The 25,743-nt window shown below is 44.5% G+C and carries 23 protein-coding genes; 19 read left to right on the plus strand and 4 right to left on the minus strand.

All coding sequences use genetic code 11. From position 1 onward, the window contains the following. Positions 1–68 precede the first annotated feature (68 nt). The 3 genes from apbC (at position 69) to ACED28_RS09485 (ending at position 4,312) form a co-directional block, all read left to right on the plus strand. The gene (gene apbC / locus ACED28_RS09475; RefSeq protein WP_009848619.1) at positions 69–1,145 is read left to right on the plus strand and encodes an iron-sulfur cluster carrier protein ApbC; all 1,077 of its coding nucleotides are present in this window, start codon (positions 69–71) and stop codon (positions 1,143–1,145) included. 256 nt (positions 1,146–1,401) lie between these two features. After that, positions 1,402–2,043, plus strand: coding sequence for a uridine kinase (udk, locus tag ACED28_RS09480; RefSeq protein ID WP_004734002.1), 642 nt, complete (start codon positions 1,402–1,404; stop codon positions 2,041–2,043). 106 nt (positions 2,044–2,149) lie between these two features. Continuing rightward, positions 2,150–4,312 (plus strand): AsmA family protein, encoded by a 2,163-nt coding sequence (locus ACED28_RS09485; RefSeq protein ID WP_371709725.1) that lies wholly within the window; start codon positions 2,150–2,152, stop codon positions 4,310–4,312. A 227-nt stretch (positions 4,313–4,539) separates the two neighbouring features. On the opposite strand, the gene cobO is transcribed toward ACED28_RS09485, so the two are convergent. Further along, on the minus strand, positions 4,540–5,145 hold the full coding sequence (gene cobO / locus ACED28_RS09490) for a cob(I)yrinic acid a,c-diamide adenosyltransferase (protein ID WP_029224060.1): 606 nt from the start codon (positions 5,143–5,145) through the stop codon (positions 4,540–4,542). Between the two features lie 84 nt (positions 5,146–5,229). Between cobO and ACED28_RS09495 the strand changes: the two genes are divergently transcribed. Then, on the plus strand, positions 5,230–5,679 hold the full coding sequence (locus ACED28_RS09495; protein ID WP_017099041.1) for a low molecular weight protein-tyrosine-phosphatase: 450 nt from the start codon (positions 5,230–5,232) through the stop codon (positions 5,677–5,679). Positions 5,680–5,789: 110 nt separating this feature from the next. On the opposite strand, the gene ACED28_RS09500 is transcribed toward ACED28_RS09495, so the two are convergent. Together ACED28_RS09500 and rne are read right to left on the minus strand one after the other, a co-directional pair. Beyond that, positions 5,790–7,337, minus strand: a complete 1,548-nt coding sequence (locus tag ACED28_RS09500) for a SulP family inorganic anion transporter (RefSeq protein ID WP_009848614.1) — start codon at positions 7,335–7,337, stop codon at positions 5,790–5,792. Between the two features lie 261 nt (positions 7,338–7,598). Beyond that, entirely contained in the window at positions 7,599–10,574 is a 2,976-nt protein-coding gene (gene rne, locus ACED28_RS09505) for a ribonuclease E (RefSeq protein WP_371709726.1), read from the minus strand. A gap of 618 nt (positions 10,575–11,192) precedes the next feature. Between rne and rluC the strand changes: the two genes are divergently transcribed. After that, positions 11,193–12,137 carry a 23S rRNA pseudouridine(955/2504/2580) synthase RluC gene (gene rluC / locus ACED28_RS09510; RefSeq protein ID WP_371709727.1) on the plus strand — a complete coding sequence of 315 codons (945 nt, stop codon included), beginning with the start codon at positions 11,193–11,195 and terminating at the stop codon, positions 12,135–12,137. Between the two features lie 253 nt (positions 12,138–12,390). Here rluC and ACED28_RS09515 read toward each other — a convergent pair whose 3' ends face one another. Continuing rightward, positions 12,391–12,972, minus strand: coding sequence for a nucleoside triphosphate pyrophosphatase (locus ACED28_RS09515; RefSeq protein ID WP_371709728.1), 582 nt, complete (start codon positions 12,970–12,972; stop codon positions 12,391–12,393). Between the two features lie 149 nt (positions 12,973–13,121). Between ACED28_RS09515 and yceD the strand changes: the two genes are divergently transcribed. The 14 genes from yceD (at position 13,122) to ptsG (ending at position 25,600) form a co-directional block, all read left to right on the plus strand. Further along, the gene (yceD, locus tag ACED28_RS09520) at positions 13,122–13,649 is read left to right on the plus strand and encodes a 23S rRNA accumulation protein YceD (protein WP_004733994.1); all 528 of its coding nucleotides are present in this window, start codon (positions 13,122–13,124) and stop codon (positions 13,647–13,649) included. 44 nt (positions 13,650–13,693) lie between these two features. Beyond that, positions 13,694–13,864 carry a 50S ribosomal protein L32 gene (gene rpmF, locus ACED28_RS09525; protein ID WP_004737376.1) on the plus strand — a complete coding sequence of 57 codons (171 nt, stop codon included), beginning with the start codon at positions 13,694–13,696 and terminating at the stop codon, positions 13,862–13,864. Between the two features lie 9 nt (positions 13,865–13,873). Beyond that, complete coding sequence (plsX, locus tag ACED28_RS09530) at positions 13,874–14,899, plus strand: phosphate acyltransferase PlsX (protein WP_371709729.1); 1,026 nt, start codon at positions 13,874–13,876, stop codon at positions 14,897–14,899. Between the two features lie 5 nt (positions 14,900–14,904). Then, a complete protein-coding gene (locus ACED28_RS09535) occupies positions 14,905–15,855 on the plus strand; it encodes a beta-ketoacyl-ACP synthase III (RefSeq protein WP_010437276.1) in 951 nt (316 codons plus the stop codon). Between the two features lie 80 nt (positions 15,856–15,935). Beyond that, complete coding sequence (gene fabD, locus ACED28_RS09540; protein ID WP_371694418.1) at positions 15,936–16,859, plus strand: ACP S-malonyltransferase; 924 nt, start codon at positions 15,936–15,938, stop codon at positions 16,857–16,859. 25 nt (positions 16,860–16,884) lie between these two features. Next, positions 16,885–17,619 carry a 3-oxoacyl-ACP reductase FabG gene (gene fabG, locus ACED28_RS09545; protein WP_029222897.1) on the plus strand — a complete coding sequence of 245 codons (735 nt, stop codon included), beginning with the start codon at positions 16,885–16,887 and terminating at the stop codon, positions 17,617–17,619. Positions 17,620–17,785: 166 nt separating this feature from the next. Beyond that, positions 17,786–18,019, plus strand: coding sequence for an acyl carrier protein (gene acpP / locus ACED28_RS09550; RefSeq protein ID WP_012603569.1), 234 nt, complete (start codon positions 17,786–17,788; stop codon positions 18,017–18,019). A 93-nt stretch (positions 18,020–18,112) separates the two neighbouring features. Beyond that, entirely contained in the window at positions 18,113–19,357 is a 1,245-nt protein-coding gene (fabF, locus tag ACED28_RS09555; RefSeq protein ID WP_004736554.1) for a beta-ketoacyl-ACP synthase II, read from the plus strand. A 103-nt stretch (positions 19,358–19,460) separates the two neighbouring features. Beyond that, positions 19,461–20,339, plus strand: coding sequence for an aminodeoxychorismate lyase (gene pabC, locus ACED28_RS09560; RefSeq protein ID WP_371709730.1), 879 nt, complete (start codon positions 19,461–19,463; stop codon positions 20,337–20,339). Then, positions 20,336–21,352, plus strand: a complete 1,017-nt coding sequence (gene mltG / locus ACED28_RS09565; protein WP_017088588.1) for an endolytic transglycosylase MltG — start codon at positions 20,336–20,338, stop codon at positions 21,350–21,352. The genes pabC and mltG overlap by 4 nt, the downstream gene beginning before the upstream one ends. Positions 21,353–21,362: 10 nt before the next feature. Next, the gene (tmk, locus tag ACED28_RS09570) at positions 21,363–21,995 is read left to right on the plus strand and encodes a dTMP kinase (protein WP_102339810.1); all 633 of its coding nucleotides are present in this window, start codon (positions 21,363–21,365) and stop codon (positions 21,993–21,995) included. A 6-nt stretch (positions 21,996–22,001) separates the two neighbouring features. Next, positions 22,002–22,967, plus strand: coding sequence for a DNA polymerase III subunit delta' (locus ACED28_RS09575; protein WP_371709731.1), 966 nt, complete (start codon positions 22,002–22,004; stop codon positions 22,965–22,967). Further along, positions 22,958–23,725, plus strand: coding sequence for a TatD family hydrolase (locus ACED28_RS09580; RefSeq protein ID WP_371709732.1), 768 nt, complete (start codon positions 22,958–22,960; stop codon positions 23,723–23,725). Before ACED28_RS09575 ends, ACED28_RS09580 begins: the two co-directional genes overlap by 10 nt. 444 nt (positions 23,726–24,169) lie before the next feature. Next, on the plus strand, positions 24,170–25,600 hold the full coding sequence (gene ptsG / locus ACED28_RS09585) for a PTS glucose transporter subunit IIBC (protein WP_009848984.1): 1,431 nt from the start codon (positions 24,170–24,172) through the stop codon (positions 25,598–25,600). Positions 25,601–25,743 lie beyond the last annotated feature (143 nt).

Here is a 25,743-nt window from a genome sequence, read left to right on the forward strand (position 1 = left end):
TCCCCTAGTTTTTTAGGGGTTCAGTCTTCATCTCGTGGGTGATAGCATAAATAAAAAAAGGAGCCCCAATGCGTAACTTTACTTCTAAGCAAGATTTCTGTTCATGGTTGAATGAGTTCGAGTCACCAATCCTCATCCCAGAGTGGGCGCTACACCAAAATATTGTATCGGTTGATCCGCGTGGGTCATTTGTTATTACCTTGCCTTTTGCTGCCAATCAGCTCGCGGTTGAACTGGAACAGTGGATCCACTCCCAGATTGAACAGCAACTTGTTAGCGCTTTTCAGTTTGAAGTAAAAGTGAAGCCGTCTGCGCTAGAAACAACAGTCGCGACACCTTTGAAGGGCGTTAAGAACATTATCGCCGTGACGTCGGCAAAGGGTGGGGTGGGTAAATCGACAACTTCGGTAAACCTTGCGCTTGCGTTATCTAAGTCAGGTTCAAAAGTGGGCTTGTTGGATGCGGATATCTATGGTCCATCTGTGCCTATGATGCTTGGTCAGCTAGACGCAAAACCAGAAGTACAGAATAACAAATGGATGATGCCAATCGAAGCTCACGGCATTTTTACTCATTCTATCGGTTACCTTGTATCAAAAGATGATGCAGCTATCTGGCGTGGTCCAATGGCGGCGAAAGCATTAGGTCAGCTTGTGAATGAAACCGTCTGGCCAGAGTTGGATTACCTTGTTATCGACATGCCACCGGGTACGGGTGATATTCAGCTAACGCTTTCGCAGCAGATCCCAGTGACGGGCGCGGTTGTGGTGACCACCCCTCAAGATTTGGCATTAGCCGATGCGCGTAAAGGTGTGGCGATGTTTGATAAAGTGAGCGTGCCAGTGGCAGGCTTAGTGGAAAACATGAGCTACCATATCTGTAGCCACTGTGGCGAGAAAGAGCATATATTTGGCGCTGGTGGTGCGGAAGCCATGTCTGAAGAGTTTTACCTCGATATCTTAGCGCAAATCCCGCTGCACATTGATGTACGTGAAGATATTGATGCAGGTTGCCCAACCGTTATACGTCGTCCAGATAGTGAACACACGCGTCATTACTTAGAGCTTGCTGAGAATGTGGCTGCGAAGATGTTCTGGACTGGTAAGGCGAGACCAGAGGCGATTAACTTCTCGATGGTTGAATAGCAATGGCTGATCACAAAGGTGTGTAAATCATGTTTGGGTGAGATAAACAACGGTTGGATTAAGTGGATAGCCATAGGGCTTGTGCACATAGTTGTATTTAAGTTATTTGAAAGCAAACGATTGTTTTAAGTAAATGTATTGAGATCATCAATTTGACTGCAATTAGCTAACATCGCGACTAGAATCTATATGCTTTAGCCCCTATAATCAGGCGGTTTATCTCTTCCCACCACCAAACCATATCGGGTGCAAATTAATGTCTGATAATAATCAATGTGTCATCGTAGGTATCGCTGGCGCTTCAGCTTCAGGAAAAAGCCTGATCGCGAGTACGATTTATAATGAGCTGCGCGAAAAAGTAGGCGACCATCAAATTGGTGTTATCACGGAAGATTGCTATTACAGCGACCAAAGTCACTTGAGTATGGAAGAGCGAGTTAAAACTAACTACGACCACCCAAATGCACTAGATCATGACCTTTTATGCGAACATCTACAGCAGCTAATGAGTGGCAATGCCGTGGAAGTTCCTGAATACAGCTACACAGAGCACACACGCACTTCTGAAACGACTACACTTACTCCTAAGAAAGTGATCATTTTAGAAGGTATTCTGCTTCTGACAGACCCGCGTCTTCGTAAACTAATGCACGCAAGCGTATTTATGGATACACCGTTGGACATCTGTCTACTACGTCGTGTTAAGCGTGATGTAGAAGAGCGTGGTCGAACAATGGATACGGTACTTAAACAATACCAAGAAACAGTACGCCCAATGTTCATGCAGTTTATCGAGCCTTCAAAACAACATGCAGACATCATCGTTCCTCGTGGTGGTAAAAACCGTATTGCGATTGATGTGCTAAAAGCGCATATTGCGAAGTTGTTGAAGTCTTAATCGAATAAAATTTTGCCTAAGTGACTCACTTAGCTTTATTTTTTACCGAATCAGTGGCACTTTTATAGTGCCACTTTCTTTTGGAATCTAAGCAAGGAATATGCGGATGAAGAAACTACTCATTTTCATAGCTGTACCACTGTTTGTTGTCGTTGCAGCAACTCTGGCACTAGTGCTGTTAGTGAATCCCAACCAATTTAAGCCATTAATTGTCGAACAAGCCCAAAAACACACAGGCCTAGAGCTCGTGATCGAGGGTGATATCAGTTGGCAATTCTTCCCATCTATTGGCTTCGAACTTGGTCAAACTGAATTACGTAACCCTGAAGGGTTCACTCAACCAAACCTGTTTAAGGTTGATACGGTTGGCGTTGATGTTTCGGTTACTCCGCTATTTAGCAATCAACTAGAGATCGGCAAGATCACTCTAGATGGTGCAGAATTTTATTTAGAAACGCTTAAAGATGGTCGCAAGAACATCGATGCGCTCACACAAGTGTCTGCTCCTAAGGAGTCTGAACCTGCAGCGGATACAAGTTCTGAAGCAACACCGGCGCCTCAAGAGCAAACTTCTACAGACACATCTGGCTGGACGATCAATCTTGCAGGTGTAACTGTCTCAAACGCATTGTTTGAGATGGACGACAAGCAAGCAGGTTCATTCACTAAGCTATACGATGTGTCTTTGAGTCTTTCTGAGTTTGCCGTTGATACATGGACGACCGCGACGTTTGCGGCTTCTGGTGAAAACAACCAACAGAAGTTCTCTGCAAATGGCAGTGCTGAATTCAAATTAGCGGAAGGCTTTGCAAGCTACGCATTACGAAATATTGACCTTAATGCGAAGTTCAATGATCCAGCAACGTCGATCGAGTCAGCGAAGATTGGCTTAAATACGTTTGAGTTCGATAAGGTTAACCAATTGACTTATGCGGTGATTGGTAATGCTGCTGGTCTTGACCTTGATCTTAAAGGTGGCGGTGACTTAACTGTCGATAGCGCGATCTCAAAAGTTACACTAAACAAGTTAACATTAGACTCAACATTCAAAGGTGAAACGCTTCCTCAATCACCAATGAAAGTGGATATGCTGTCTGACTTAAGCTTTGATCTAACTAAGAGTCACTTGAGCTTTGTGCTAGAGAAGCTGCAAGCTAACGCTATCGCACTAGACGGTAAAGCGGACATCACTTTATCTGAAATACCAAAGGTTCGTTTTTCTCTTCATAGCCCGAACATCGATTTAGATGAGTTTTTAGGCCTAGGTAATACATCAGAAACAGCGAGTGCTGCGCCTTCTGATTCTGCTGGTGGCTCAACTTCAAATACTACAGCTTCTTCGACGTCAAGTTCAGATAACTCGGCTCCTGCGAAAGAAGTAGAACCTGATCTGTCAGCTCTGAAAACGCTCGATGTGAAAGGTAATATCACAATCGATAAGTTCAAGGCGAACAACGCAAAAATGCAGAACGTGAAAACTGCGTTCTTAGTTAACCGTGGTATCGCAGATCTGACATCGTTTACCTCGAATCTTTACCAAGGCTCTATCTCGGCAACAGCACGATTAGATGCACGCAAGACGCCTGCGACTTACACGGCTAAGAAAAAGATTAAAGGCGTAAAAGTACAACCGTTACTGGTTGACGTAGCGAACAACGATACGCTGGAAGGTACCGGTAATATCGATGTTAACGTTAAAGGTAAGAGCTTGACGCCAACAGGAATCAAGAAGAACTTGGTAGGTACTATTGCGATTAACTTTGAAGATGGTGCGGTTAATGGCATCAACATCGCGCAACTGATTAGAGAAAACTACGCTAAGATCAAAGGCGAAAAAGTCGAAAGCAAAGATGAGTCTCAAAAGACAGATTTTAGTGCAATGAAAGCAACACTCAAGGTTGATAAAGGTTGGGTTTCAACGAACGACTTATCGGCACAGTCGCCTCTTTTACGCGTGACAGGTCAAGGTAAAGCAAACTTCATCAATGAAACGGTCGACTTCCTGGTTCGCACGTCAATTGTTGGTTCGCTTGAAGGCCAGGGTGGTAAGAGCATTGATGATCTCAAAGATGTGACGATTCCAATTAAGGTAACCGGCCAGTGGGCTGACCCGAAATTTGGGCTTGTTTTTGATGATGTGTTGAAACAGAAAGCTGAAAAAGAGATTGATCGCGGTATTAAGAAACTTGAAGAAAAATACGGTGACAAGATCAAAGATGAGAAAACTAGAGATGCAGTCAATGGTTTACTCAAAGGCTTGTTTAACTAATCGCCATTTTAAATAAATAGCATATAAATAGCGCCATTCCTTATTACGAGGAATGGCGCTTTTGTTTGGCTGCCGATAATACCCAAGAGAGATTCCCTATGAAGCTCGCCCCTCGCATTAGGGAATGACGATAGGTATTAGTGCCTTGTTCAAGGGCGTGACAGTCTAGTGGTCGTCATCCTCGAGAGGGAAGAATGACCGAGTCGGGGATCTCTGGTTGAATGCAATTACCAGTCAACGCCTTGCAGAGCTTTAACACCAGATTCAAAAGCGTGTTTAACGTTACGAACTTCAGACACGGTATCGGCCATGTCCGTTAAAGTTCGATGCGCTCCACGGCCTGTGATGATCACTGATTGCATTTTAGGGCGGTTATTCAGAGCTTCTACCACTTCATCCAATTCAATGTAGCCATAGCTCACCATGTACGTCAGCTCATCAAACAGAATTACATCAATCGACTCATCAGCTAGCATGCGTTGGCACTCTTTCCATACGCGCTGTGCGGCTTCAATATCTTTCGCCTTATTTTGAGTTTCCCAAGTAAAGCCTGTACCCATCACTTGGAACTCTACATCGAGTTTTTGAAGAACGTTCTTTTCACCGTTATCCCAGGTTCCCTTTACAAACTGAGCAACGGCACATTTCTTACCGTGACCGACTGCACGTGTAATCGTACCGAAACCTGATGTCGATTTCCCTTTCCCGTTGCCAGTAATAACCAATAACAGTCCTTTCACTTCTTGCGCTGCTGCAACACGTGCATCGACTTGCTCTTTTACTTTCTGTTGTCTTGCTTTGTGGCGTTGTTCTTTGTTGTCTTCGGTCGACATAACAAATCCTTTTAAGTTGTGATTACGCCTATCATAGCCTAACTTAACGATAGCAAAAACCATCGGAAGAACAGGTGATTACGGATGAAAAAGATACTCGTGGTTTGTATGGGGAATATTTGTCGTTCGCCAACAGGTGAAGCGGTGCTGAGAAAGAAAGCTCAGCAGATGGATATTAATGTAACGGTCGACTCCGCTGGGACGATTGGCTTTCATCAAGGCAATGCGCCAGACTCACGTTCAAAATCAGCAGGAGAGAAGCGAGGCTACAGCTTTAAAGGGATTACTTCTCGTAAAGTGGTAGATAATGACTTCGAAGAGTTTGACCTGATACTTGCGGCAGACAAGGCGAATTTAGATGACTTAGTGAGCCAGTGTCCAGTTCACCTCCAATACAAGCTCGCGTTATTTTTGAGTTTTGGAGAGTCACAATATCAAGAAATTCCCGATCCTTATTATGGTGAGGGGAATGGCTTTGAATTAGTGTTGGATTTAATCGAAGAGTCGAGCGAAGCGATACTGCGTTCAATATAGTGTAGAGGCTGTGTTCTTGGTGGGCGATAAAGTATCAAGGTTCATCGATATAAAAAAGGCCGACATTGAATGTCGGCCTTTCTAAATCTAGCTTTAAGCTATGACTAAGCTTACTTAGACATTACTTTGTAGATTGGGTCTTCTGCAACGTTCGCTTCAACTAAGCTACCGGCTTTGTGCAGCATAGCAACACAGTCTTGGCTTAGGTGGCGAAGGTGAAGTGTTTTACCTAGTGCCGCGTAACGGTCAGCAATCGTGTCGATCGCTTCAATAGCAGAGTGGTCAGTAACGCGTGAGTTTGCGAAATCAACGATAACATCTTGTGGATCGTTGTATGAGTCAAACAACTCAAGGAAGTTAGCGGTTGAACCAAAGAAGATTGGACCGTTAACTTTGTACTCTTTAGAGCCTTCAGCGTTAACCGATGTGTCTGCGTAGATGTGCTTAGCATGTTGCCATGCAAACATTAGTGCAGAAGCAACAACACCCACACCAACTGCTACCGCAAGGTCTGTTAGTACTGTAACGACAGTTACAAGGACGATAACGAAGAAGTCTTGCTTAGGAACGCGACGTGCCAACTTGAAGGTTGCCCATTCAAACGTACCGATAACAACCATGAACATAACGCCCACAAGTGCTGCTAGAGGAATCATTTCAATCAGTGCAGAGCCGAACAGGATGAACATCAGTAGTGCAACTGCCGCTACGATACCTGAAAGACGACCACGACCACCTGAGTTTACGTTGATCATCGATTGACCGATCATCGCACAACCACCCATCGCGCCAAATACTGAACACGTCACGTTCGCCATACCTTGACCAACACATTCACGGTTAGATTGTCCACGAGTGTTTGTCATTTCGTCTAGTACGGTTAGCGTTAGTAGTGATTCGATTAGACCAATCGCTGCAAGAATCACTGCGTAAGGCAGGATGATGTATAGCGTTTCTAGGCTAAACGGTACTGCTGGAATAGAGAATGTTGGTAGAGAGCCCGCTAGTGTTGCTGCTTCGTCACCAGACATAGTACGTAGGAAATCAACAACAGTGCGAGTTTCAAGATCAAGGCCTACAACCAAAGCTGTTACTGTAACAATAGCTACCAATGAAGAAGGTACTGCTGTAGTGAGCTTAGGTAGGAAGTGGATGATAGCCATTGTAAGGGCTACTAGACCTAGCATTAGTGTCATTTGACCGCTTGGTAACCAAGTTAAGGCACCTGTTACGTCTGGTGCTTTAAATTGTCCAAGCTGCGCTAAGAAGATAACGATCGCTAAACCGTTCACGAAACCAATCATTACTGGGTGCGGAACGATACGGATGAATTTACCTAGCTTAAATACACCCGCTGCAATTTGCAGAAGGCCGGCTAGCATAACTGCCGCAAAGAGGTATTGAACGCCATGGGTTGCTACTAGGCTAACCATTACAACAGCCATTGCGCCAGTTGCACCAGAAATCATACCTGGACGACCACCGAAGACAGAAGTGATTAAACCTACGATGAATGCTGCGTAAAGACCAACCATTGGGTCAACGCCTGCAACAAAGGCGAATGCTACGGCTTCAGGTACCAGAGCTAAGGCTACGGTAAGACCTGAAAGCACATCATTTTTTACAGAGTGCTTTGAAAATTGTGGGAATTCGAACATGTTTGCTCAGCTATGCTTAAAATGGGTTTACCGACACGAATGTATTGCGTAGCCAAACAGTGATGAAAAAGAGCGGCAATAGCTAAGTGTCGAAAATATAAGTGCGCGAATGCTACCCAAAAATGTGATTAAGTTCAAGGTTGAACCCTATTTTGAGTAATATATCTATTATAACTAATCGGAACTGTGGATATAAAAAAAGGGCGACTTATGAATAAGTCGCCCTTAGATAGTTCTCTGCAGATTACTCTGCGAAGCTCATTAGTATTGAGGTTTAGTCATGCCTGCGCCGGCTTTATTTGACGCTGCTTGGCTACCTGCACCTTTCGATACAAAACGCTCAGTACGGAATGGAGCCGCAACAACTTGAATCTCTTTGATCTCTTGAGGACCAGGAGCTTTAGTCATTGGTGAACCTGCTTGTTTTTTAGCAACCGCTGCCTTTGGTGCCGCTTTAGGAGCTTCTACTTTTACCACAGGAGCTTCTTCTACTTTTACACTTTCAGCTTTAGGTGCTTCAGCTTCTTCACGGCGGATAATGACTTTACCCATCGCAAGTTCAGGACATGCAAAGCCGCCAGCAATAGCTGTGTTACTTTGTGGTGCCGTCTCTTGAGCTACGTTTTGCTCCTGTACAGCAACTTGAGTTTCAACTGCTACTTGAACTTCAGCCACTTCAGGTTTTGCCTGATTATGGTGAGGTTTTGGAATGAAGCGAGGCATCACTTTACCCATAGCCATCTCTGGAGAAGCTACACCACCTTTACGTAGGCGGAATGGGTTAGGACGACGATCACGACCGCGACGACGACGTTGACCACTTGCACGTAGGTGACGTGGAGAACGACGGTTGCGACGTTGCTTCGGCTCTTCCTGTTCTGTTTGTTCATCAGCGTTTACTTGAGTTGCTTCTACTTGTTCCGCAACTTTTTGCTCTTGAGCTACTGATTGTTCTTTCGCAATAGACTGTTCTTTAGCAACAGCAGACTCATTTGACGAGTTTTCTGAAGCTTCAGCTTGTTGGTCTTTAATACGAACTTGTTTGTTCAGTTTACGACGCTGACGACGCTCTTTAATCTTAGCTGCTTTCGCTTCTGGCTTAGCCTTAGGCGCTTCTAGTTTATCAGCTTGAGCTTCTGCCGCTAGCTGTAGACCTTCTTCTGCTAATTTAGATGGTGCTAGCTCTTCGCGTTGCTTCTGCTCATCACGTGACTTATTGCGACGGTCTTGCTTAGGCTTACGAGGCTGGCGATTTTGCTGTGGAGCAGTTTCTTTCTGCTCTTCAGGTTTCTCATCACGAACTGGTTTACGACGGCGTTTGTTGTCACGGTTTTCGTTACGATTGTCACCACGCTCACCACGTTGTTCACCACGGTCACCACGTTGGTTACGACGACGGTTATCGTTACGATCACGGCGTTGACGGTTGCCGTTGTTGCGATTGTTCTTAGGCTTCTCTTCTTGCTTCTCTTCTTCTTTTTTCTCTTCTTGAGTTGAAGAGCCAAATAAGAAGCTACCGATAGCTTTGAAGAAACGACCAACTAAACCTGGTTCTTGAGTCGCTGCTGATTCAGCTTTTTTCTCTTCTACAGCTTTAGGAGCTGGAGCTGGAGTCGGTGCTGATTGAGCAGGAGCTGCGAAGCCTTTAAGAGCTGGCTCTTCGATCTTCTTAGGACGAATAGTCTGTTCTGCAGGCTCTTTGCTTTCTGCTTCTTTTAGAGCTTCTAGCTTGGTAGGCAGCAAGTAAGACAGTAGGTCGAACTCTTCACCTTCACGAACACGGATAACCTCAAAGTGCGGTGTTTCCATGTCAGAGTTAGGAACTACAGTGATCTTAACTTCTTGGTTCTTCTCGATGTGGTTTACTGAGCGACGTTTTTCGTTCAATAGGTAAGAAGCGATAGGAACAGGGACTACAGCAAGAACTTGCGCAGTGTTGTCTTTTAGAGCTTCTTCTTCGATCAGACGTAGAACAGATAGTGCTAGAGATTCGTTATCACGAACAACACCAGTACCTGTACAACGAGGACAAATGTGGTGGCTTGCTTCTGCTAGTGATGGACTCAAACGTTGACGAGACATCTCTAGAAGACCAAAGCGAGAAATACGACCAATCTGAACACGTGCGCGATCTAAACGAACGGCATCACGTAGACGGCTTTCTACTTCGCGTTGGTGGCGAACCGGAGTCATATCGATAAAGTCGATAACAACAAGACCACCTAGGTCACGTAGACGTAATTGACGTGCAATTTCATCGGCTGCTTCTAGGTTAGTGTTAAGTGCTGTTTCTTCGATATCGCCGCCCTTTGTTGCACGAGCAGAGTTGATATCGATAGAAGTCAGAGCTTCTGTTGGGTCGATTACGATAGAACCACCAGATGGAAGACGAACTTCACGTTGGAAAGCAGATTCGATCTGGCTTTCAATCTGGTAATGGCTGAATAGTGGTACTTCACCATCGTATTTCTTAACGCGATTCATGAAATCTGGGCGTATTAATTGAATGTGCGCTTGTGCACGTTCAAAAATAGTATTGCTGTCGATTAGAATCTCGCCAATATCACGACGTAGATAGTCACGAATCGCACGAACGATAACGTTACTTTCTTGGTGAATAAGGAAAGGAGCTGCATTTGAATCAGAAGCTTGCTTGATAGCGCCCCAGTGATTCAATAGAACGTTCAAGTCCCACTCTAGCTCTTCTGCACTTTTGCCTACACCCGCTGTACGCACAATTAAGCCCATACCTTGAGGAAGCTCAAGAGTGCTTAATGCTGCTTTCAGTTGAGTGCGTTCATCACCTTCGATACGACGAGAAATACCGCCAGCGCGAGGGTTATTTGGCATAAGAACTAAGTAACTACCCGCCAAAGAGATGAAAGTTGTCAGTGCAGCGCCTTTGCTACCACGTTCTTCTTTCTCAACTTGTACGATTACTTCTTGTCCTTCTCTTAGCACTTCTTTAATGCTAGGGCGGCCTTGGTATGTATAACCTTCAGGGAAGTATTCGCGGGCAATTTCTTTAAGAGGGAGGAAACCGTGACGTTCTGCGCCGTAATCAACAAATGCCGCTTCTAGGCTTGGTTCAATACGGGTAATACGTCCTTTGTAGATATTCGCTTTCTTTGATTCGTGACCTGGACTTTCGATATCTAGATCGAACAGTCGCTGGCCATCAACCAAAGCGACACGCAACTCTTCTTTTTGAGTTGCGTTAATTAACATTCTTTTCATTTAGAAATTCTCATTGTCTTTTCTTATTTTCATCATTGGTCTTATCGCTTTAGTTCGTTTCTCATGGTGCCAGATCCCATGGCTTTATCGGTGCAGCCTCCCGGCTGGAGAGGGATGCTCTGGGGCACGTCAGTCATCATAGGGAGTTAGCCTATGATCCGCGATGTGGCGGTGAATACTCAACATGAGTGTACGTGAGTAGAGCGATAAGGAACTCAGTTGACCGTGTCTTACGCCGATTGCAGCACTGTCTAATCTGAGTCATCTACTCATTTACTTGCTTATGAATGGTTAGCTGTTTAAATATTAGTCAATCCATTGATAGCAGCTGTGAACTATAGCAGTGGTCGGTAAACACAGCAATCTGCTTTGTCGTAATGCGGTAAAAAAAACAGTTTTTGTTTGGGTTTTGATAGCTCTAACTCACTGTCTATAAATAATTTATCAATTGATATTTTAATTTGCAGGAAGCTTGGTGCTTTTTTGTTCGAAGAATCAAAGAAATATAGAACTTCAATGACCTTTTAGGGATAGAGTCGCAGGGATTTTAGATAAATAAGTTCAGAATAGGGTTAAGAAAATCTCAATTATCAAAAGTGACAGTGATACAATAACCCAATGAGCGAAATTAGAACCCAAGTCCAATTTGTCGACATTGACGAAGATATGGCTGGTCAGCGTATTGATAACTTCTTACGCAACCAATTAAAAAACATCCCGAAAAGCATGATTTACCGAATCGTGCGTAAAGGCGAAGTCCGCGTTAACAAGAAACGTATTAAGGCTGAGTACAAACTAAAAGCTGGCGACTTAGTACGTATCCCTCCCGTTACTATTGAAGAGAAAACGGAAGAGAACGTACCGAGCACGAAACTCAATAAGGTTTCGGAATTGGAACAGTGCATCATCTATGAAGATGATCACATGCTGATTCTCAATAAACCATCAGGTACTGCGGTTCATGGTGGCAGCGGCTTGAAGTTTGGCGCGATTGAAGCATTGCGTGCTCTTCGCCCTGATGCTCGTTTTCTTGAGTTAGTGCACCGTATTGATAGAGATACGTCTGGCATTTTGCTTGTTGCTAAGAAGCGCTCGGCGCTAAGACACCTTCAAGCACAGTTCCGTGAAAAAACGGTTCAAAAATACTATTTCGCTTTAGTGATGGGCGAATGGAAGAACAGCTGTAAAGTCGTCAACGCACCTTTGTTAAAAAATGAAGTGAATAGCATTGTTCGAGTGAACCCGAATGGTAAAGCTTCTGAAACCCGCTTTAAGGTTTTAGAGAAATTCCAAGAGGCGACGTTGATTCAAGCTAGCCCAATTACAGGCCGTACACACCAAATCCGTGTGCACGCTCAGTATACTGGTCATCCAATAGCTTGGGATGATCGTTACGGTGATCGTCGTTTCGATGCTTATACGGGTAAAGTAGGACTGAATCGTCTGTTCTTACATGCAGCCAACATCAAGTTTACCCACCCAGGTAGCGAAGAGAAGATCGATATCTCGGCGCCAATGGAAAGAAGGTTAGAGAAAGCCTTAACTGGTTTACGTAAGCTTTAAGAAGATACGAGATTTTTCGTGAATTGAGTATCAGATGCATCAAATGGAAAAGGTTGACGAATATCGTCAACCTTTTTTTGTTTTCATATGTTGCAGAAGCTCCCCAACTCGCTCGTTCCTCGCTCTTGAGGATGACGACTTTTTAAGGTCACGTTCTATATCATTAGCGGATTAGATAAAATTGCGCGTTCCGTCATTCCCTAGACTGACGAAGGAAGGAGTAGGGTATCTCCAACAGAGTGGTAAGTATCGCTTACAACACGTTCATTCCTTGTGCCTCAAGCATATCGACTAAATCGATCAGAGGTAAGCCGATCAGCGTGTTTGGGTCTTTACCTTCCATTTGTTTAAACAATGCAATACCTAACCCTTCGCACATAAAACTGCCCGCGCAGTAATAAGGCTGCTCTTTCTCAACATAAGAAATGATCTGTTGCTCAGTTAAATCGCGGAAATGCATAACAAAGGTGTCGAGACGCGTGTCAGCTTTACTGGTCTCGCTGTTCCATACCGTTATCCCAGTATAGAAAGTGATGCTCTTACCACTTTGACGAGACAATTGCTCAATCGCTTTCTCACGAGTATGAGGTTTGCCAATGATTTCTTCGTCGATCACACATACTTGATCGGAACCAATCACTAGGCTTGGTTGTTCGACAGCACAAGACTTGGCTTTGGTTTCAGCAAGACGCATTACCAATTGTTGAGGAGTCTCTTCTGGAAGTGGCGTTTCATCGCAGTCAGGCTTCGTTGTGACAAAGTCTAACTGTAGTTTTTTGAGGATCTCTTGCCTAAATGGAGATGTAGAAGCTAAAACTAGTTGGTAATTTCTCATTTTAATTTACAATTCGTGTAAGCATTTAGTTCAGGATAACGTAACTTAGCCTGCTATTCATAATGCTCTGAACAGGAAAGGTAGGAAAGTACATTTTTTTTGCCATTTCCTTTGACTAAACACGATTTGGAAGATAAGATTCGCGCCCTATGCAAAAGGAAAAAATACCGCGTACAGTTGATCCGGCAAGAACGGCTCAAAAACGACTCGATATGGATGGTATCATTCAAGTCAGTCTTTTAAAGCGTTTAACCGAAACAACTGAAGGCGTAAAACGTGACGCGCAAGTCTCAATGTCATTTGGGCTTGATGAACAACGATTAGTCGTTATCTCTGGTAAAGCTAACGTCGAAGTCGATTTAGAGTGTCAACGTTGTAATGAGGTTTTCGCACATGAGTGCGATGTCCAATTTACTTATACTCCTGTTTACAGCGAGAAAAGTGAAGAGGAAGCACCGGAAGAGTACGATTTGGTAGATCTGAACGAGTACGGTGAGTTAGACCTGATTCAATTAGTTGAAGACGAGTTCATCCTTGGATTGCCACAAATAGCAATGCACGACGATGCGAAATGTAGCGTTAACTCAAATAACTTGGTGTTTGGTGAACTTCCTGAAGAAATTGAGGAAGATAAAAAGCCGAATCCATTTGATGTTTTAAAAAACTTAAAGAAGTAACTTATTAGTAAGTATCTTTAAGAATTTACATAGGAGTAGGGTCAATGGCCGTACAAAAGAGCAAGAAATCACGTTCAATGCGTGGCATGCGTCGTTCACACGATGCGCTAACTACAGCTGCACTTTCTGTAGACGCAACTTCAGGTGAAACTCACCTACGTCACAACGTGACTGCCGAAGGTTTCTACCGCGGCAAAAAGGTTATCAACAAGTAAGGTTGACCTTTGCAAAATCTAACCGTTGCGCTTGATGCAATGGGCGGGGACTTCGGTCCTCGTGTAACAGTGCCTGCCGCCGTGCAGGCACTGTCGTATTTCCCAGAGCTAAAAGTCATTCTAATAGGTGATCGAAACGCGATCACATCTCAATTATCTTCATTAGGTCGAATGCCTGATTCTCGTTTGAGTATCCAGCATTGTGATCGAGTTATTTCCAATTCTGAAAAACCTTCACTGGCCCTACGCAACAGTCAGGGTAGCTCTATGCGTGCTGCTATCGATCTGGTTGCCGAGTCACAAGCTGATGCTTGTGTGAGTGGTGGCAACACCGGCGCACTGATGGCGTTATCTCGTTTCCGACTCAAACTCCTTCCTGGTATTGATAGACCTGCATTGGTTTCAGCTTTGCCTACTGCATCCGGAAATCGTACATGGATGCTTGATTTAGGGGCGAACGTTTCTAGTGACGCAGATTCACTCTTTCAGTTTGCTGTCATGGGCTGTGCATTAGCAGAACAACATTTAGGTCGCGCACCACGTGTCGCTATCTTGAATATCGGTGCAGAAGAAATTAAAGGCAATGACCTTGTAAAACGATGCGCTGAAATGTTGTCTAATACTCAGTCTGTGAACTTCATAGGCTATATTGAAGGTAATCAATTACTTCAAGATGCTGCTGATGTCGTCGTATGTGATGGATTTGTGGGCAATGTCTGCTTAAAAACGTGTGAAGGTACGGCTCAGCTCTTTATTGATAAGCTAAAAACGCGCATGATGGCTTCAACAATAAAGGGTTGGATCGCCAGAATGTTGTTTTCTGAGCTATTTACTGAATTAAAAACCTTGAACCCCGACCAGTATAACGGCGCAAGTTTGTTAGGATTGCGCGGCATTGTCATTAAAAGCCATGGAAGTGCTGATGTGTCTGCAGTCGTCAACGCGATTGGTGAGGCAGTACACGAGGTCAAACGACAAGTCCCCAGTCGCATTAGCGATCGTTTGGAAGCGGTTTTACTCGAGAGGCATTATTAGTCTTCATGTATAGCAAAATTTTAGGTACTGGCAGCTACTTGCCATCTCAGGTGCGTACTAACGCAGACTTAGAGAAAATGGTAGAGACTAGCGATGAGTGGATCGTTGCTAGAACAGGTATTAAAGAGCGTCGTATTTCAGCGGAAAACGAAACTGTTGCGGATATGGCGTTTTACGCTGCTGAGAATGCCATTGAGATGGCAGGTATCGACAAAGAAGATATTGATTTAATCATCGTTGCGACAACCAGCAGTAGCCATACATTCCCGTCTTCGGCATGTCAGGTACAAGGTAAGCTTGGTATCAAAGGTTGTCCTGCGTTTGATTTAGCTGCGGCGTGTTCTGGCTTTGTCTATGCACTGTCTGTTGCTGATCAACATATCAAGACTGGTATGTGTAAAAACGTTTTGGTAATCGGTGCGGATGCACTGTCAAAAACCTGTGATCCGACTGACCGCTCTACTATCATCTTATTTGGTGATGCTGCAGGTGCGGTGGTTGTTGGCGCAAGCGAAGAGCCAGGTATTTTGTCTACTCACATTTACTCTGATGGTAAATATGGTGAGCTTCTAAGCCTAGAAGTTCCAGAGCGTGGCGGTGATGCGGACAAATGGCTGCACATGGCGGGCAACGAAGTATTTAAAGTGGCGGTAACTCAGCTTTCTAAGCTAGTTAAAGACACATTAGCGGCGAACAATATGGATAAGTCAGAGCTTGATTGGTTAGTTCCACACCAAGCGAATTACCGTATTATCTCGGCAACCGCTAAAAAGCTGACGATGTCACTTGATCAAGTTGTGATTACTCTTGATAAGCACGGCAATACGTCGGCAGCAACTGTACCAACGGCCCTTGATGAGGCTGTTCGCGACGGGCGAATTAAACGTGGTCAAACGCTTCTACTTGAAGCATTTGGCGGCGGCTTCACTTGGGGTTCTGCGTTAGTTAAATTCTAACCCCAAGCGATAATCAACAAACAAGGCACATAACTTATGTGCCTTATTCAATTTTTTGCTTTGCTTAAAGGAAAATTACAATGAGCAAATTTGCTATCGTATTCCCAGGCCAAGGCTCTCAAGCTATCGGTATGCTTGCTGACCTAGGCGAACAGTATGATGTTGTTAAAAAGACATTTGCTGAAGCTTCAGAAGCACTTGGTTACGATCTATGGGCATTGGTTCAAGATGGTCCAGTAGAAAATCTAAATGAAACTTTCCGTACTCAACCAGCTCTACTAACCGCGTCTGTTGCAATCTGGCGTGTATGGCAAGAGCTTGGTCTAGAGCAACCTGCAAACTTAGCAGGCCACAGCTTAGGCGAATACTCGGCACTCGTGTGTGCGGGTGTTATCGACTTTAAAGAAGCGATCAAGCTGGTTGAGCTACGTGGTCAACTGATGCAAGAAGCGGTTCCTGCTGGCGTTGGTGCAATGTACGCAATCATCGGTCTAGATGATGAAGCGATTGCTAAAGCGTGTGAAGAAGCGGCACAAGACGAAGTTGTGTCTCCAGTTAACTTCAATTCACCTGGCCAAGTTGTTATCGCGGGTAACAAAGCAGCAGTAGAGCGCGCTGGTGCACTATGTAAAGAAGCGGGCGCTAAACGTGCTCTTCCTTTACCAGTATCTGTGCCGTCTCACTGTGCCCTTATGAAGCCTGCAGCAGACAAGCTAGCGGTTGCTCTGGAAGCTCTAGAGTTCAACACGCCGGCACTGCCTGTTATCAATAACGTTGATGTTATTGCTGAAACAGACCCGGAAAAAATCAAAAGCGCACTTGTTCGCCAGCTGTACAGCCCAGTTCGTTGGACTGAAGGTGTACAAGCTATGAATGAGCAAGGCGTAGAGAAGCTACTAGAATTAGGCCCAGGTAAAGTTCTTACCGGTCTAACAAAACGAATCGTAAAAACTATGACAGCTGCTGCAGTTAATGACACTGCATCACTAGAAGCTGCTAAGTAAATAAACACTTAATAGAGAAGTTATGATGAATTTAGAAGGCAAAGTTGCACTAGTTACAGGCGCAAGCCGTGGTATCGGTCGTGCAATCGCTGAACTTTTAGTTGAGCGTGGTGCTAAAGTTATCGGTACTGCTACGTCTGAAGGTGGCGCTGCTGCAATCAGTGAGTACCTAGGTGAGAACGGTAAAGGTCTTGCTCTTAATGTAACGGATGTTGACTCAATTGCAGCTACACTGAAAACCATCAACGATGAATTCGGTGCGATTGACATTCTGGTTAACAACGCAGGTATCACTCGTGATAACCTACTTATGCGTATGAAAGACGATGAATGGAATGACATCATCGATACTAACCTAACGCCTATCTTCCGCATGTCTAAAGCTGTATTGCGTGGCATGATGAAGAAGCGTCAAGGACGTATCGTAAACGTTGGTTCTGTAGTCGGTACTATGGGTAACGCTGGTCAAGCTAACTACGCAGCTGCAAAAGCAGGCGTAATTGGTTTTACTAAATCAATGGCTCGTGAAGTTGCGTCTCGTGGTATTACAGTGAACACTGTAGCACCTGGTTTCATCGAAACTGACATGACTAAAGCGCTAAATGATGACCAACGTGCAGTAACTTTGGCGAATGTACCAGCAGGTCGACTAGGTGACCCTCGCGAAATCGCTGAAGCTGTGGTATTTTTGGCGTCACCTGCGGCAGCTTATATCACAGGTGAAACACTTCACGTCAATGGCGGTATGTACATGGTGTAAATTATGTGCAACATTTGTGCATGATTTAAGTCAAGATCATACGTAATTTCGGTTAAAATCGTGAAAATTGTGGTTTGACCAGAAAAGTTGACCTTGCAACTTTCAATAGATTGAATAAACTACGGAAAACATCGCATAAAGCGAACTCTGTAAAGGAAAAGAAAAAATGAGCAACCTCGAAGAACGCGTAAAGAAAATCATTGTTGAACAGCTAGGTGTAGACGAAGCTGAAGTTAAAAACGAAGCTTCTTTCGTTGATGACCTAGGTGCAGATTCTCTAGACACAGTTGAGCTAGTAATGGCTCTAGAAGAAGAATTCGACACTGAGATTCCAGATGACGAAGCTGAGAAAATTACTACTGTTCAAGCTGCTATCGATTACGTAACTAGCGCTCAGTAATAATCTCTCCCAGGCGGTCACCTCGACCGCCTGTGTTTTATCTAACTCATCTATCCTCATCTTAAATCACCTCAATCCCCGGAGTGTAATATCGTGTCCAAGCGTCGTGTAGTTGTCACTGGCATGGGTATGTTGTCGCCGGTAGGCAACACTGTAGAATCTTCTTGGAAAGCCCTGCTAGCTGGTCAAAGTGGTATCGTTAATATCGATCATTTTGACGCAACCAATTTCTCAACTCGTTTTGCAGGTCTAGTTAAAGACTTTAACTGCGAAGAGTATATGACTAAAAAAGATGCTCGTAAGATGGACTTGTTCATCCAGTACGGCGTCGCAGCAGGTATTCAAGCTTTAGATGATTCAGCCCTAACTATTACTGAAGAAAACGCTCCTCGTGTAGGCGTTGCTATCGGTTCTGGTATTGGTGGTCTTGGTTTGATCGAAGCCGGTCACAAGGCTCTAACTGAAAAAGGCCCTCGTAAAATCAGCCCGTTCTTCGTACCGTCGACGATCGTGAATATGATTGCGGGTCACATGTCTATCATGCGTGGCCTACGCGGTCCAAACATCGCGATCTCTACAGCATGTACGACTGGCCTACATAACATTGGCCACGCGGCTCGTATGATTGCATACGGCGATGCTGACGCAATGCTAGCGGGTGGTGCTGAAAAAGCATCGACACCACTAGGTATGGGCGGTTTTGGTGCGGCTAAAGCACTGTCTACTCGTAACGATGAGCCTCAAAAAGCTTCTCGTCCATGGGACAAAGGCCGCGACGGCTTTGTTCTTGGTGACGGTGCAGGCATGATGGTTCTTGAAGAGTATGAACATGCTAAAGCTCGTGGCGCTAAGATTTACTGTGAGCTAGTTGGCTTCGGTATGTCGGGTGACGCTTACCACATGACATCTCCAAGTGAAGATGGTTCTGGTGGCGCACTAGCAATGGAAGCGGCTATGCGTGATGCTGGCATTACTGGTGAACAAATCGGTTATGTTAACGCACACGGTACTTCGACTCCTGCAGGTGACGTAGCGGAAGTGAAGGGCATCAAGCGTGCTCTTGGCGAAGCAGGCAGCAAGCAAGTCTTGGTTTCTTCTACGAAATCAATGACTGGCCACCTTCTAGGTGCTGCGGGTTCTGCTGAAGCGATCATCACTGCGATGTCTCTAATTGATCAAATTGTTCCACCAACAATCAATTTAGATGATCCTGAAGAAGGCTTAGATATTGACTTAGTACCTCACACTGCGCGTAAAGTTAGCGGTATGGAATATGCTGCATGTAACTCATTCGGTTTCGGTGGTACTAACGGCTGTTTGATCTTCAAAAAGATTTAATCATCTTATATAAGAGTCAAACATCGTAGATAGTCATAATTAGAACTGTTTTTAAACGGCTCGATGCTTTAGCATTGAGCCGTTTCTTTTTATGGGGAAAAACATGTTTTGGGTTGATGGAGAAAGTCAGCAAACTGTCGATATCTTAGATCGCTCGTTTCAGTATGGAGACGGCTGTTTTACTACCATGCTTGTTCAAGATGGCCAGATTCAATATTTTCACGATCATCAGCGTCGTGTTGATGATTGTCTTAAAGCGTTACGCATTTCCGAACTTGATTGGAATACGGTTAACCTTTGGCTCGATAATGCACTTGAACATATCCAACACAATGCGCTTCCTGGTACAAAGAGCCTTAATGGTTCAACGAATCTTCAAGATAAAAACAAGCCTCATAATGAAAAAGCAGGGCTCAAGCTGCACGTTAGCCGTGGGGCTGGCGGTCGTGGCTACAGTGCCAAGAATATCGCCAAGCCAACGATAACCATCAGTACATTTGATTACTCAAATCATTATTCCGCGTGGCAAGATTCCGGTGTAGAACTCGGTATCTGCCAACAAGCACTGGGTTTGAGCCCATTATTGGCCGGTCATAAGCACAATAATCGCCTTGAGCAAATCTTGATGAAAGATGAAATGGATCAGGCCGGTGAAGTGGATGGCGTGGTTCTGGATATATCAGGTAACGTGATTGAAACCACCATGGCTAATCTGTTTTGGCGAAAAGGGCAGACGATTCACACTCCTCAACTGACGCAAAGTGGCGTTGCTGGGGTTATGCGTAAGCAAGTGTTAACCGCGCTGAATCAAGCTGAACTTTCCGTTACTATTAGTGACTACTGCTTATCTCAACTCATGCAAGCTGATGAGGTTTTCATGACCAACTCCATTTTAGGGGTTGCCCCAGTTACCCGTATTAGTGATACCCAATTCAACATTGGAACCGTTACTCGTAGCCTTCAAGGACAACTAAACTCGTGATCAAAAAGTTATTTATTTTTATTATATTGTGCTTAATCGCAGCCAGTGCTGCTGGTTTTTATGTTTACAACCAAGCGCAAGATAACCTGAAACAAGTTATTCAATTAGAAAAACCACAAGTCGTGACTGTTGCTTCAGGTAGCAGCTTTAACCGCGTTCTAGCCCAGTTGATTAACGAGGGGCTTTTCGAGGCTTCTCCTTATGAGAAATTAATCCGTAAGTTACATCCTGAGCTTGTAGACGTAAAAGCGGGTACATTTCTGCTTGAACCGGGTTTAACCTTAGAGCAGGCGCTACAAGTGCTTGTAGAAGGGAAGGAGCACCAATTTACCATTACCTTTGTAGAAGGCAGTCGTTTTGACGAGTGGCTTGTTCAGCTAAAAGACAACGAATTCATTCAGCAGACGTTGAATGATGTCTCTGAAAAAGAGATCGCACAAAAGCTTGGTATTGAAAATGAAAAGCTAGAAGGCCTTTTCTTAGCGGAAACATACCACTACACCTATGGCACAACGGATTTAGATTTGTTGAAACGTGCCCACCGAGATCTAATGAACGTGGTCAATGATGAGTGGGAAAATAGAGCCGATAAACTGCCTCTTAAATCGCCTTATGAAGCTTTAATTCTTGCGTCTATCATCGAGAAAGAGACTGCTGTCGCTTCTGAGCGTGAGCGTGTGTCTTCTGTATTCGTTAACCGCTTGAACAAGCGTATGCGTTTGCAAACTGACCCAACGGTTATCTACGGCATGGGCGATAGCTACAAAGGCAATATTCGTAAGAAAGATCTACGCACACCAACGCCGTACAACACCTATACAATGAGCGGTTTACCGCCAACACCGATCGCGATGGCGGGTAAAGCGTCTATCAACGCGGCTCTGAATCCAGAGAAGAGCAACTACCTTTATTTTGTTGCGAGTGGAACCGGCGGTCACGTATTTTCAAAGAGTTTGACTGAGCATAACCGTGCAGTACGAGCTTACTTAAAGCAATTAAGAAAAAACAAATAAAGAAAGAATTATGAATCAGTCGAAATTTATCGTGGTTGAAGGCCTTGAAGGTGCTGGCAAAAGTACAGCAATCAATGCCATCGTTGAGACATTGAAAACAGCTGGTGTCGCTGACATCGTTAATACTCGTGAACCCGGTGGTACCGTGCTTGCCGAGAAGATGCGCTCGTTGGTCAAAGAAGAACACGAGGGCGAGAAGCTTCAAGACATGACTGAGTTGCTGCTGATGTACGCAGCGCGTGTTCAATTAGTAGAAAACGTCATCAAGCCTGCACTAGACAGTGGTAAATGGGTGTTGGGTGATCGCCATGATATGTCATCTCAAGCTTATCAAGGTGGTGGTCGTCAGATCGCACGCACTACGATGGAATCACTGAAAGAAACCACGCTAGGCGGTTTTAAGCCAGATTTAACACTATATTTGGACCTAGACCCTAGAGTAGGACTAGAGCGTGCCAGAGGCCGTGGTGAGCTTGATAGAATTGAAAAAATGGACATCTCATTTTTCGATCGCACGCGTGAACGTTACCTTGAGATTGCAGAACAAGACGAAACGGTTCTTGTGGTTAATGCACAGCAAGAGATTGAGCAAGTGGCTGCTGATATTAAAGTTGCGCTAGGTGCTTGGCTCGATAAACAGTAGGTAGTCATGGCTGAAGTTTATTCTTGGCTCACACCTGTATGGAGTGAGTGGAAAAAAAGTCTCGATGCAGAACGTTTTCCTAACTCTGTGATCGTTAATGCGCCTGAAGGGCTGGGCGTGGAAGCGCTGGTTAGTCAGCTCACGTCGGCACTGATGTGTGTTAACTACGAAAGTGAAGCATGCGGCTTTTGTCACAGCTGTGAATTAATGAAGTCGGGGAGTCACCCTGATTTCCATGTAATCGAACCTGAGAAAGAAGGTAAATCGATTACCGTTGACCAAGTGCGTGCGAGTAACCGCTGGGCTCAACAGTCGTCACAGTTGGGTGGCTTGCGTGTCATTTTGCTTAGTCCGGCTGAAGCGATGAATGAATCGGCGTCTAATGCGCTGTTGAAAACACTGGAAGAACCTGCGAGTAATTGTATTTTCATCCTTTCAACGCGCAACAGTAATCGCTTAATGCCAACTATTCTTAGCCGTTGCCAGCAATTTAATGTGGTGTGTCCACAATTGGATGCAGGATCGGCATGGTTAAATGGAGAAGTTGGTAAAACGGTTCCTCAGTACATACTGACATTGAACGACAACGCCCCCCTGAAAGCTAAAGCAATGTTTGATCAAGGTGGCGTCGAAGCTTCAACAAAAGCGCTCGATGGCTTTGTGAATGTGATAAAAGGCACTCAACCCGACATGCTGAAGTTCTCTACAGAGCTTAGCAAAGACCCTTTGATTCAACTTAGCTGGCTTTGGCATTTATTGTCAGATGTACAAAAGCTGCATTTTGGTTTAGCTAATCAGGCTATCATTCCGAGTGCGAAAGCACTGTGTGAGGTGATGTCTTATCAAAGTGCTTATGCAGCGTCGAATAAACTGCTGATATTGATTGAGCAGTTAAAGCAACACCCTGGGCTCAATACGGAGCTACTCATAATGAATTGGCTGATAGCCACTTGCGAGGATACATGTTCGTAGATTCCCATTGTCATTTAGACAAACTGGATTACCAAGATTTACACACCAGCGTAGAAGACGTGGTTAATAAAGCGAAAGCAGCCAACGTTGACCAACTGCTTTCTGTCGGTGTGACGTTGGATTCGTTTGAAAACATGCTTGAGATGATCTCGCCGTTTGATAACGTTAAGGCTTCGTGTGGCGTTCACCCTCTCGACGTAGAGAGCGACTTCTGTTTAGACAGAATGCGTGAGTACGCGAGCAACCCTAAAGTGGTGGCGATTGGTGAAACTGGCCTAGATTATCATTACCAACCAGAGACTGCAGAGCTACAACAGCTCAGGTTCAAGCAGCAAGTTGAGTTGGCTGTTGAGCTTAATAAACCTTTGATCATCCACACGCGTAACGCGCGTGAAGATACGTTAGCTATTTTACGCGATGGTGGAGCAGAGAAGTGTGGTGGTGTGATTCACTGCTTTACTGAAGATCAAGCGTTCGCTGAAGCGGCAATGGAATTAGGTTTCTATATCTCGATCTCAGGAATTGTGACCTTTAAACAAGCCACAGAACTTAAAGACGTTGTGAAAAACCTACCTCTAGATAGGTTGCTGATCGAAACGGATTCGCCATATTTGGCGCCAATTCCATATCGTGGTAAAGAGAATCAGCCTGCATATGTAGTCGAAGTTGCGGCTTATATCGCCCAGTTAAAAGGGGTATCAATGAAAGAGGTTGCTGAACAAACGACCAAAAATTACCAAAAACTTTTTTTGCGATAGAAATCTAACTAAACAAACAAAAGGGAGCGAAAGCTCCCTTTTTGTGTTTTTGATCACCAAAAATGCGTTTTTTTTTAATGTTTACGGAATATGTTGAACTTGAGAGCGTGAATTACAACATTTGTAATTTTGTTACTAAAAATAACATTACCCTCTATTTTATTTACTCAGTAAAATAATAGAGGATGATTGTAATTTGTTTGTTTTTCAGTTGGTTAGCGGGTTGTAAAGCATTGCATTTCTATATTTGACATGTGATCCAAGACGTGTTTTGAAACTAAATTTCGTAAGTGACTAGAAAGTTAGTTCCCCATCAATATATATTTAGCGGCAGAAAATATAATGCAATACATGGTTACATTTTCACTGGGTGCTAACATATAGGCTACGGGGGTGTGCCGTTAGGACCCATATAATTATTTTATCTTTATCAGGAGCATAAACATGTTTAAGAACCTTTTTGCTAGCCTGCAGAAAGTTGGTAAGTCTCTGATGCTACCAGTATCAGTTTTACCAGTTGCGGGTATTTTGCTAGGTGTCGGTGCAGCAGACCTTCCTTTCATTCCAGAAATCGTTTCAAACTTAATGGAACAAGCGGGTGGTTCAGTATTCGGTCAAATGGCACTACTGTTCGCAGTAGGCGTAGCACTTGGCTTTACTAATAACGACGGTGTAGCTGGTCTAGCTGCTATCGTTGGTTACGGCATCATGACTGCTACACTAGGCGTAATGGCTGGTGTAATGGGCGTTGATAAAATCGACACTGGTGTACTAGGTGGTATCCTAGTCGGTGGTGTTGCTGCTTGGGCATTCAACCGTTTCTTCCGTATTCAACTACCAGAGTACCTTGGCTTCTTCGCTGGTAAGCGTGCTGTGCCAATCATCACAGGTTTCTCTGCGATTGGTCTAGCAATCCTACTATCTGTAGTATGGCCACCAGTTGGCGGCGCTATTTCTGCGTTCTCTGATTGGGCTGCTCACCAAAACCCACAAGTGGCGTTTGGTATCTACGGCATCGTTGAGCGTTCTCTGATTCCATTTGGTCTTCACCACGTTTGGAACGTACCTTTCTTCTTCGAAGCTGGTACTTGTGTAAACGCTGCTGGCGAAACTCAAAACGGTGTTCTTACTTGTTACCTAGTTGCTGATGACGCATCTCGTGCAGCGGGCAATGGCTTCGGTCAGCTAGCTGGTGGTTACATGTTCAAGATGTTCGGTCTACCTGCTGCTGCAATCGCGATTGCACATTCAGCTAAACCTGAAAACCGTGCTAAAGTAATGGGCATCATGGCTTCTGCTGCGTTGACTTCATTCCTAACGGGTATCACTGAACCAATCGAATTCTCATTCCTATTCGTTGCTCCTGTACTGTACGCAATCCACGCTCTATTAGCTGGTTCTGCATACGTTCTTGCGAACACTCTAGGTTTTGTACACGGTACATCTTTCTCACACGGTCTAATCGACTTCCTAGTTCTATCTGGCAATGCGTCTAAGATGGGTCTAATGGTTGTATGTGGTGTTGCTTACGCTGCAATTTACTACATCGTATTCCGCACTGTGATTAAAGCACTTGACCTTAAAACTCCGGGCCGTGAAGACGAATCTGAAGAAGAAGTAGTTGCTACAGGTTCTGAACTTGCTGGTGAGCTAGTTGCTGCATTCGGTGGTAAAGCGAACATCACTGGTCTTGACGCTTGTATTACTCGTCTACGTGTTGCAGTAGCTGATACCGCTCTTGTTGACCAAGACAAACTGAAGAAACTAGGCGCTGCAGGTGTTGTTGTAGTTGCTGGTGGCGTACAAGCTATCTTCGGTACTAAGTCTGACAACCTTAAGACAGACATGGATGAGTGGATCCGTAACAACGGTTAATTCGCTGATTCAATAAATTGAAAGGAGGCCTTACGGCCTCCTTTTTTGTTTTCTGCAATATGCAAAATATCCTCACGTTTAATACCAATCGTAGTAAATAACTGGTCATCCTAGCTTGTTAAAAACCTCGATAACTTCGTTAG

Origin of the sequence: Vibrio sp. 1F253 (assembly GCF_041439295.1) — a bacterium.
Classification (GTDB): Bacteria; Pseudomonadota; Gammaproteobacteria; order Enterobacterales; family Vibrionaceae; genus Vibrio; species Vibrio tasmaniensis_A.

Bases quoted from the DNA above. Each gene is read 5' to 3' on its own strand.
- apbC (WP_009848619.1), top strand. From the start codon at position 69: ATGCGTAACTTTACTTCTAAGCAAGATTTCTGTTCATGGTTGAATGAG.
- udk (WP_004734002.1), top strand. From the start codon at position 1,402: ATGTCTGATAATAATCAATGTGTCATCGTAGGTATCGCTGGCGCTTCA.
- ACED28_RS09485 (WP_371709725.1), top strand. From the start codon at position 2,150: ATGAAGAAACTACTCATTTTCATAGCTGTACCACTGTTTGTTGTCGTT.
- cobO (WP_029224060.1), bottom strand. From the start codon at position 5,145: ATGTCGACCGAAGACAACAAAGAACAACGCCACAAAGCAAGACAACAG.
- ACED28_RS09495 (WP_017099041.1), top strand. From the start codon at position 5,230: ATGAAAAAGATACTCGTGGTTTGTATGGGGAATATTTGTCGTTCGCCA.
- ACED28_RS09500 (WP_009848614.1), bottom strand. From the start codon at position 7,337: ATGTTCGAATTCCCACAATTTTCAAAGCACTCTGTAAAAAATGATGTG.
- rne (WP_371709726.1), bottom strand. From the start codon at position 10,574: ATGAAAAGAATGTTAATTAACGCAACTCAAAAAGAAGAGTTGCGTGTC.
- rluC (WP_371709727.1), top strand. From the start codon at position 11,193: ATGAGCGAAATTAGAACCCAAGTCCAATTTGTCGACATTGACGAAGAT.
- ACED28_RS09515 (WP_371709728.1), bottom strand. From the start codon at position 12,972: ATGAGAAATTACCAACTAGTTTTAGCTTCTACATCTCCATTTAGGCAA.
- yceD (WP_004733994.1), top strand. From the start codon at position 13,122: ATGCAAAAGGAAAAAATACCGCGTACAGTTGATCCGGCAAGAACGGCT.
- rpmF (WP_004737376.1), top strand. From the start codon at position 13,694: ATGGCCGTACAAAAGAGCAAGAAATCACGTTCAATGCGTGGCATGCGT.
- ACED28_RS09535 (WP_010437276.1), top strand. From the start codon at position 14,905: ATGTATAGCAAAATTTTAGGTACTGGCAGCTACTTGCCATCTCAGGTG.
- fabD (WP_371694418.1), top strand. From the start codon at position 15,936: ATGAGCAAATTTGCTATCGTATTCCCAGGCCAAGGCTCTCAAGCTATC.
- fabG (WP_029222897.1), top strand. From the start codon at position 16,885: ATGAATTTAGAAGGCAAAGTTGCACTAGTTACAGGCGCAAGCCGTGGT.
- acpP (WP_012603569.1), top strand. From the start codon at position 17,786: ATGAGCAACCTCGAAGAACGCGTAAAGAAAATCATTGTTGAACAGCTA.
- pabC (WP_371709730.1), top strand. From the start codon at position 19,461: ATGTTTTGGGTTGATGGAGAAAGTCAGCAAACTGTCGATATCTTAGAT.
- tmk (WP_102339810.1), top strand. From the start codon at position 21,363: ATGAATCAGTCGAAATTTATCGTGGTTGAAGGCCTTGAAGGTGCTGGC.
- ACED28_RS09575 (WP_371709731.1), top strand. From the start codon at position 22,002: ATGGCTGAAGTTTATTCTTGGCTCACACCTGTATGGAGTGAGTGGAAA.
- ACED28_RS09580 (WP_371709732.1), top strand. From the start codon at position 22,958: ATGTTCGTAGATTCCCATTGTCATTTAGACAAACTGGATTACCAAGAT.
- ptsG (WP_009848984.1), top strand. From the start codon at position 24,170: ATGTTTAAGAACCTTTTTGCTAGCCTGCAGAAAGTTGGTAAGTCTCTG.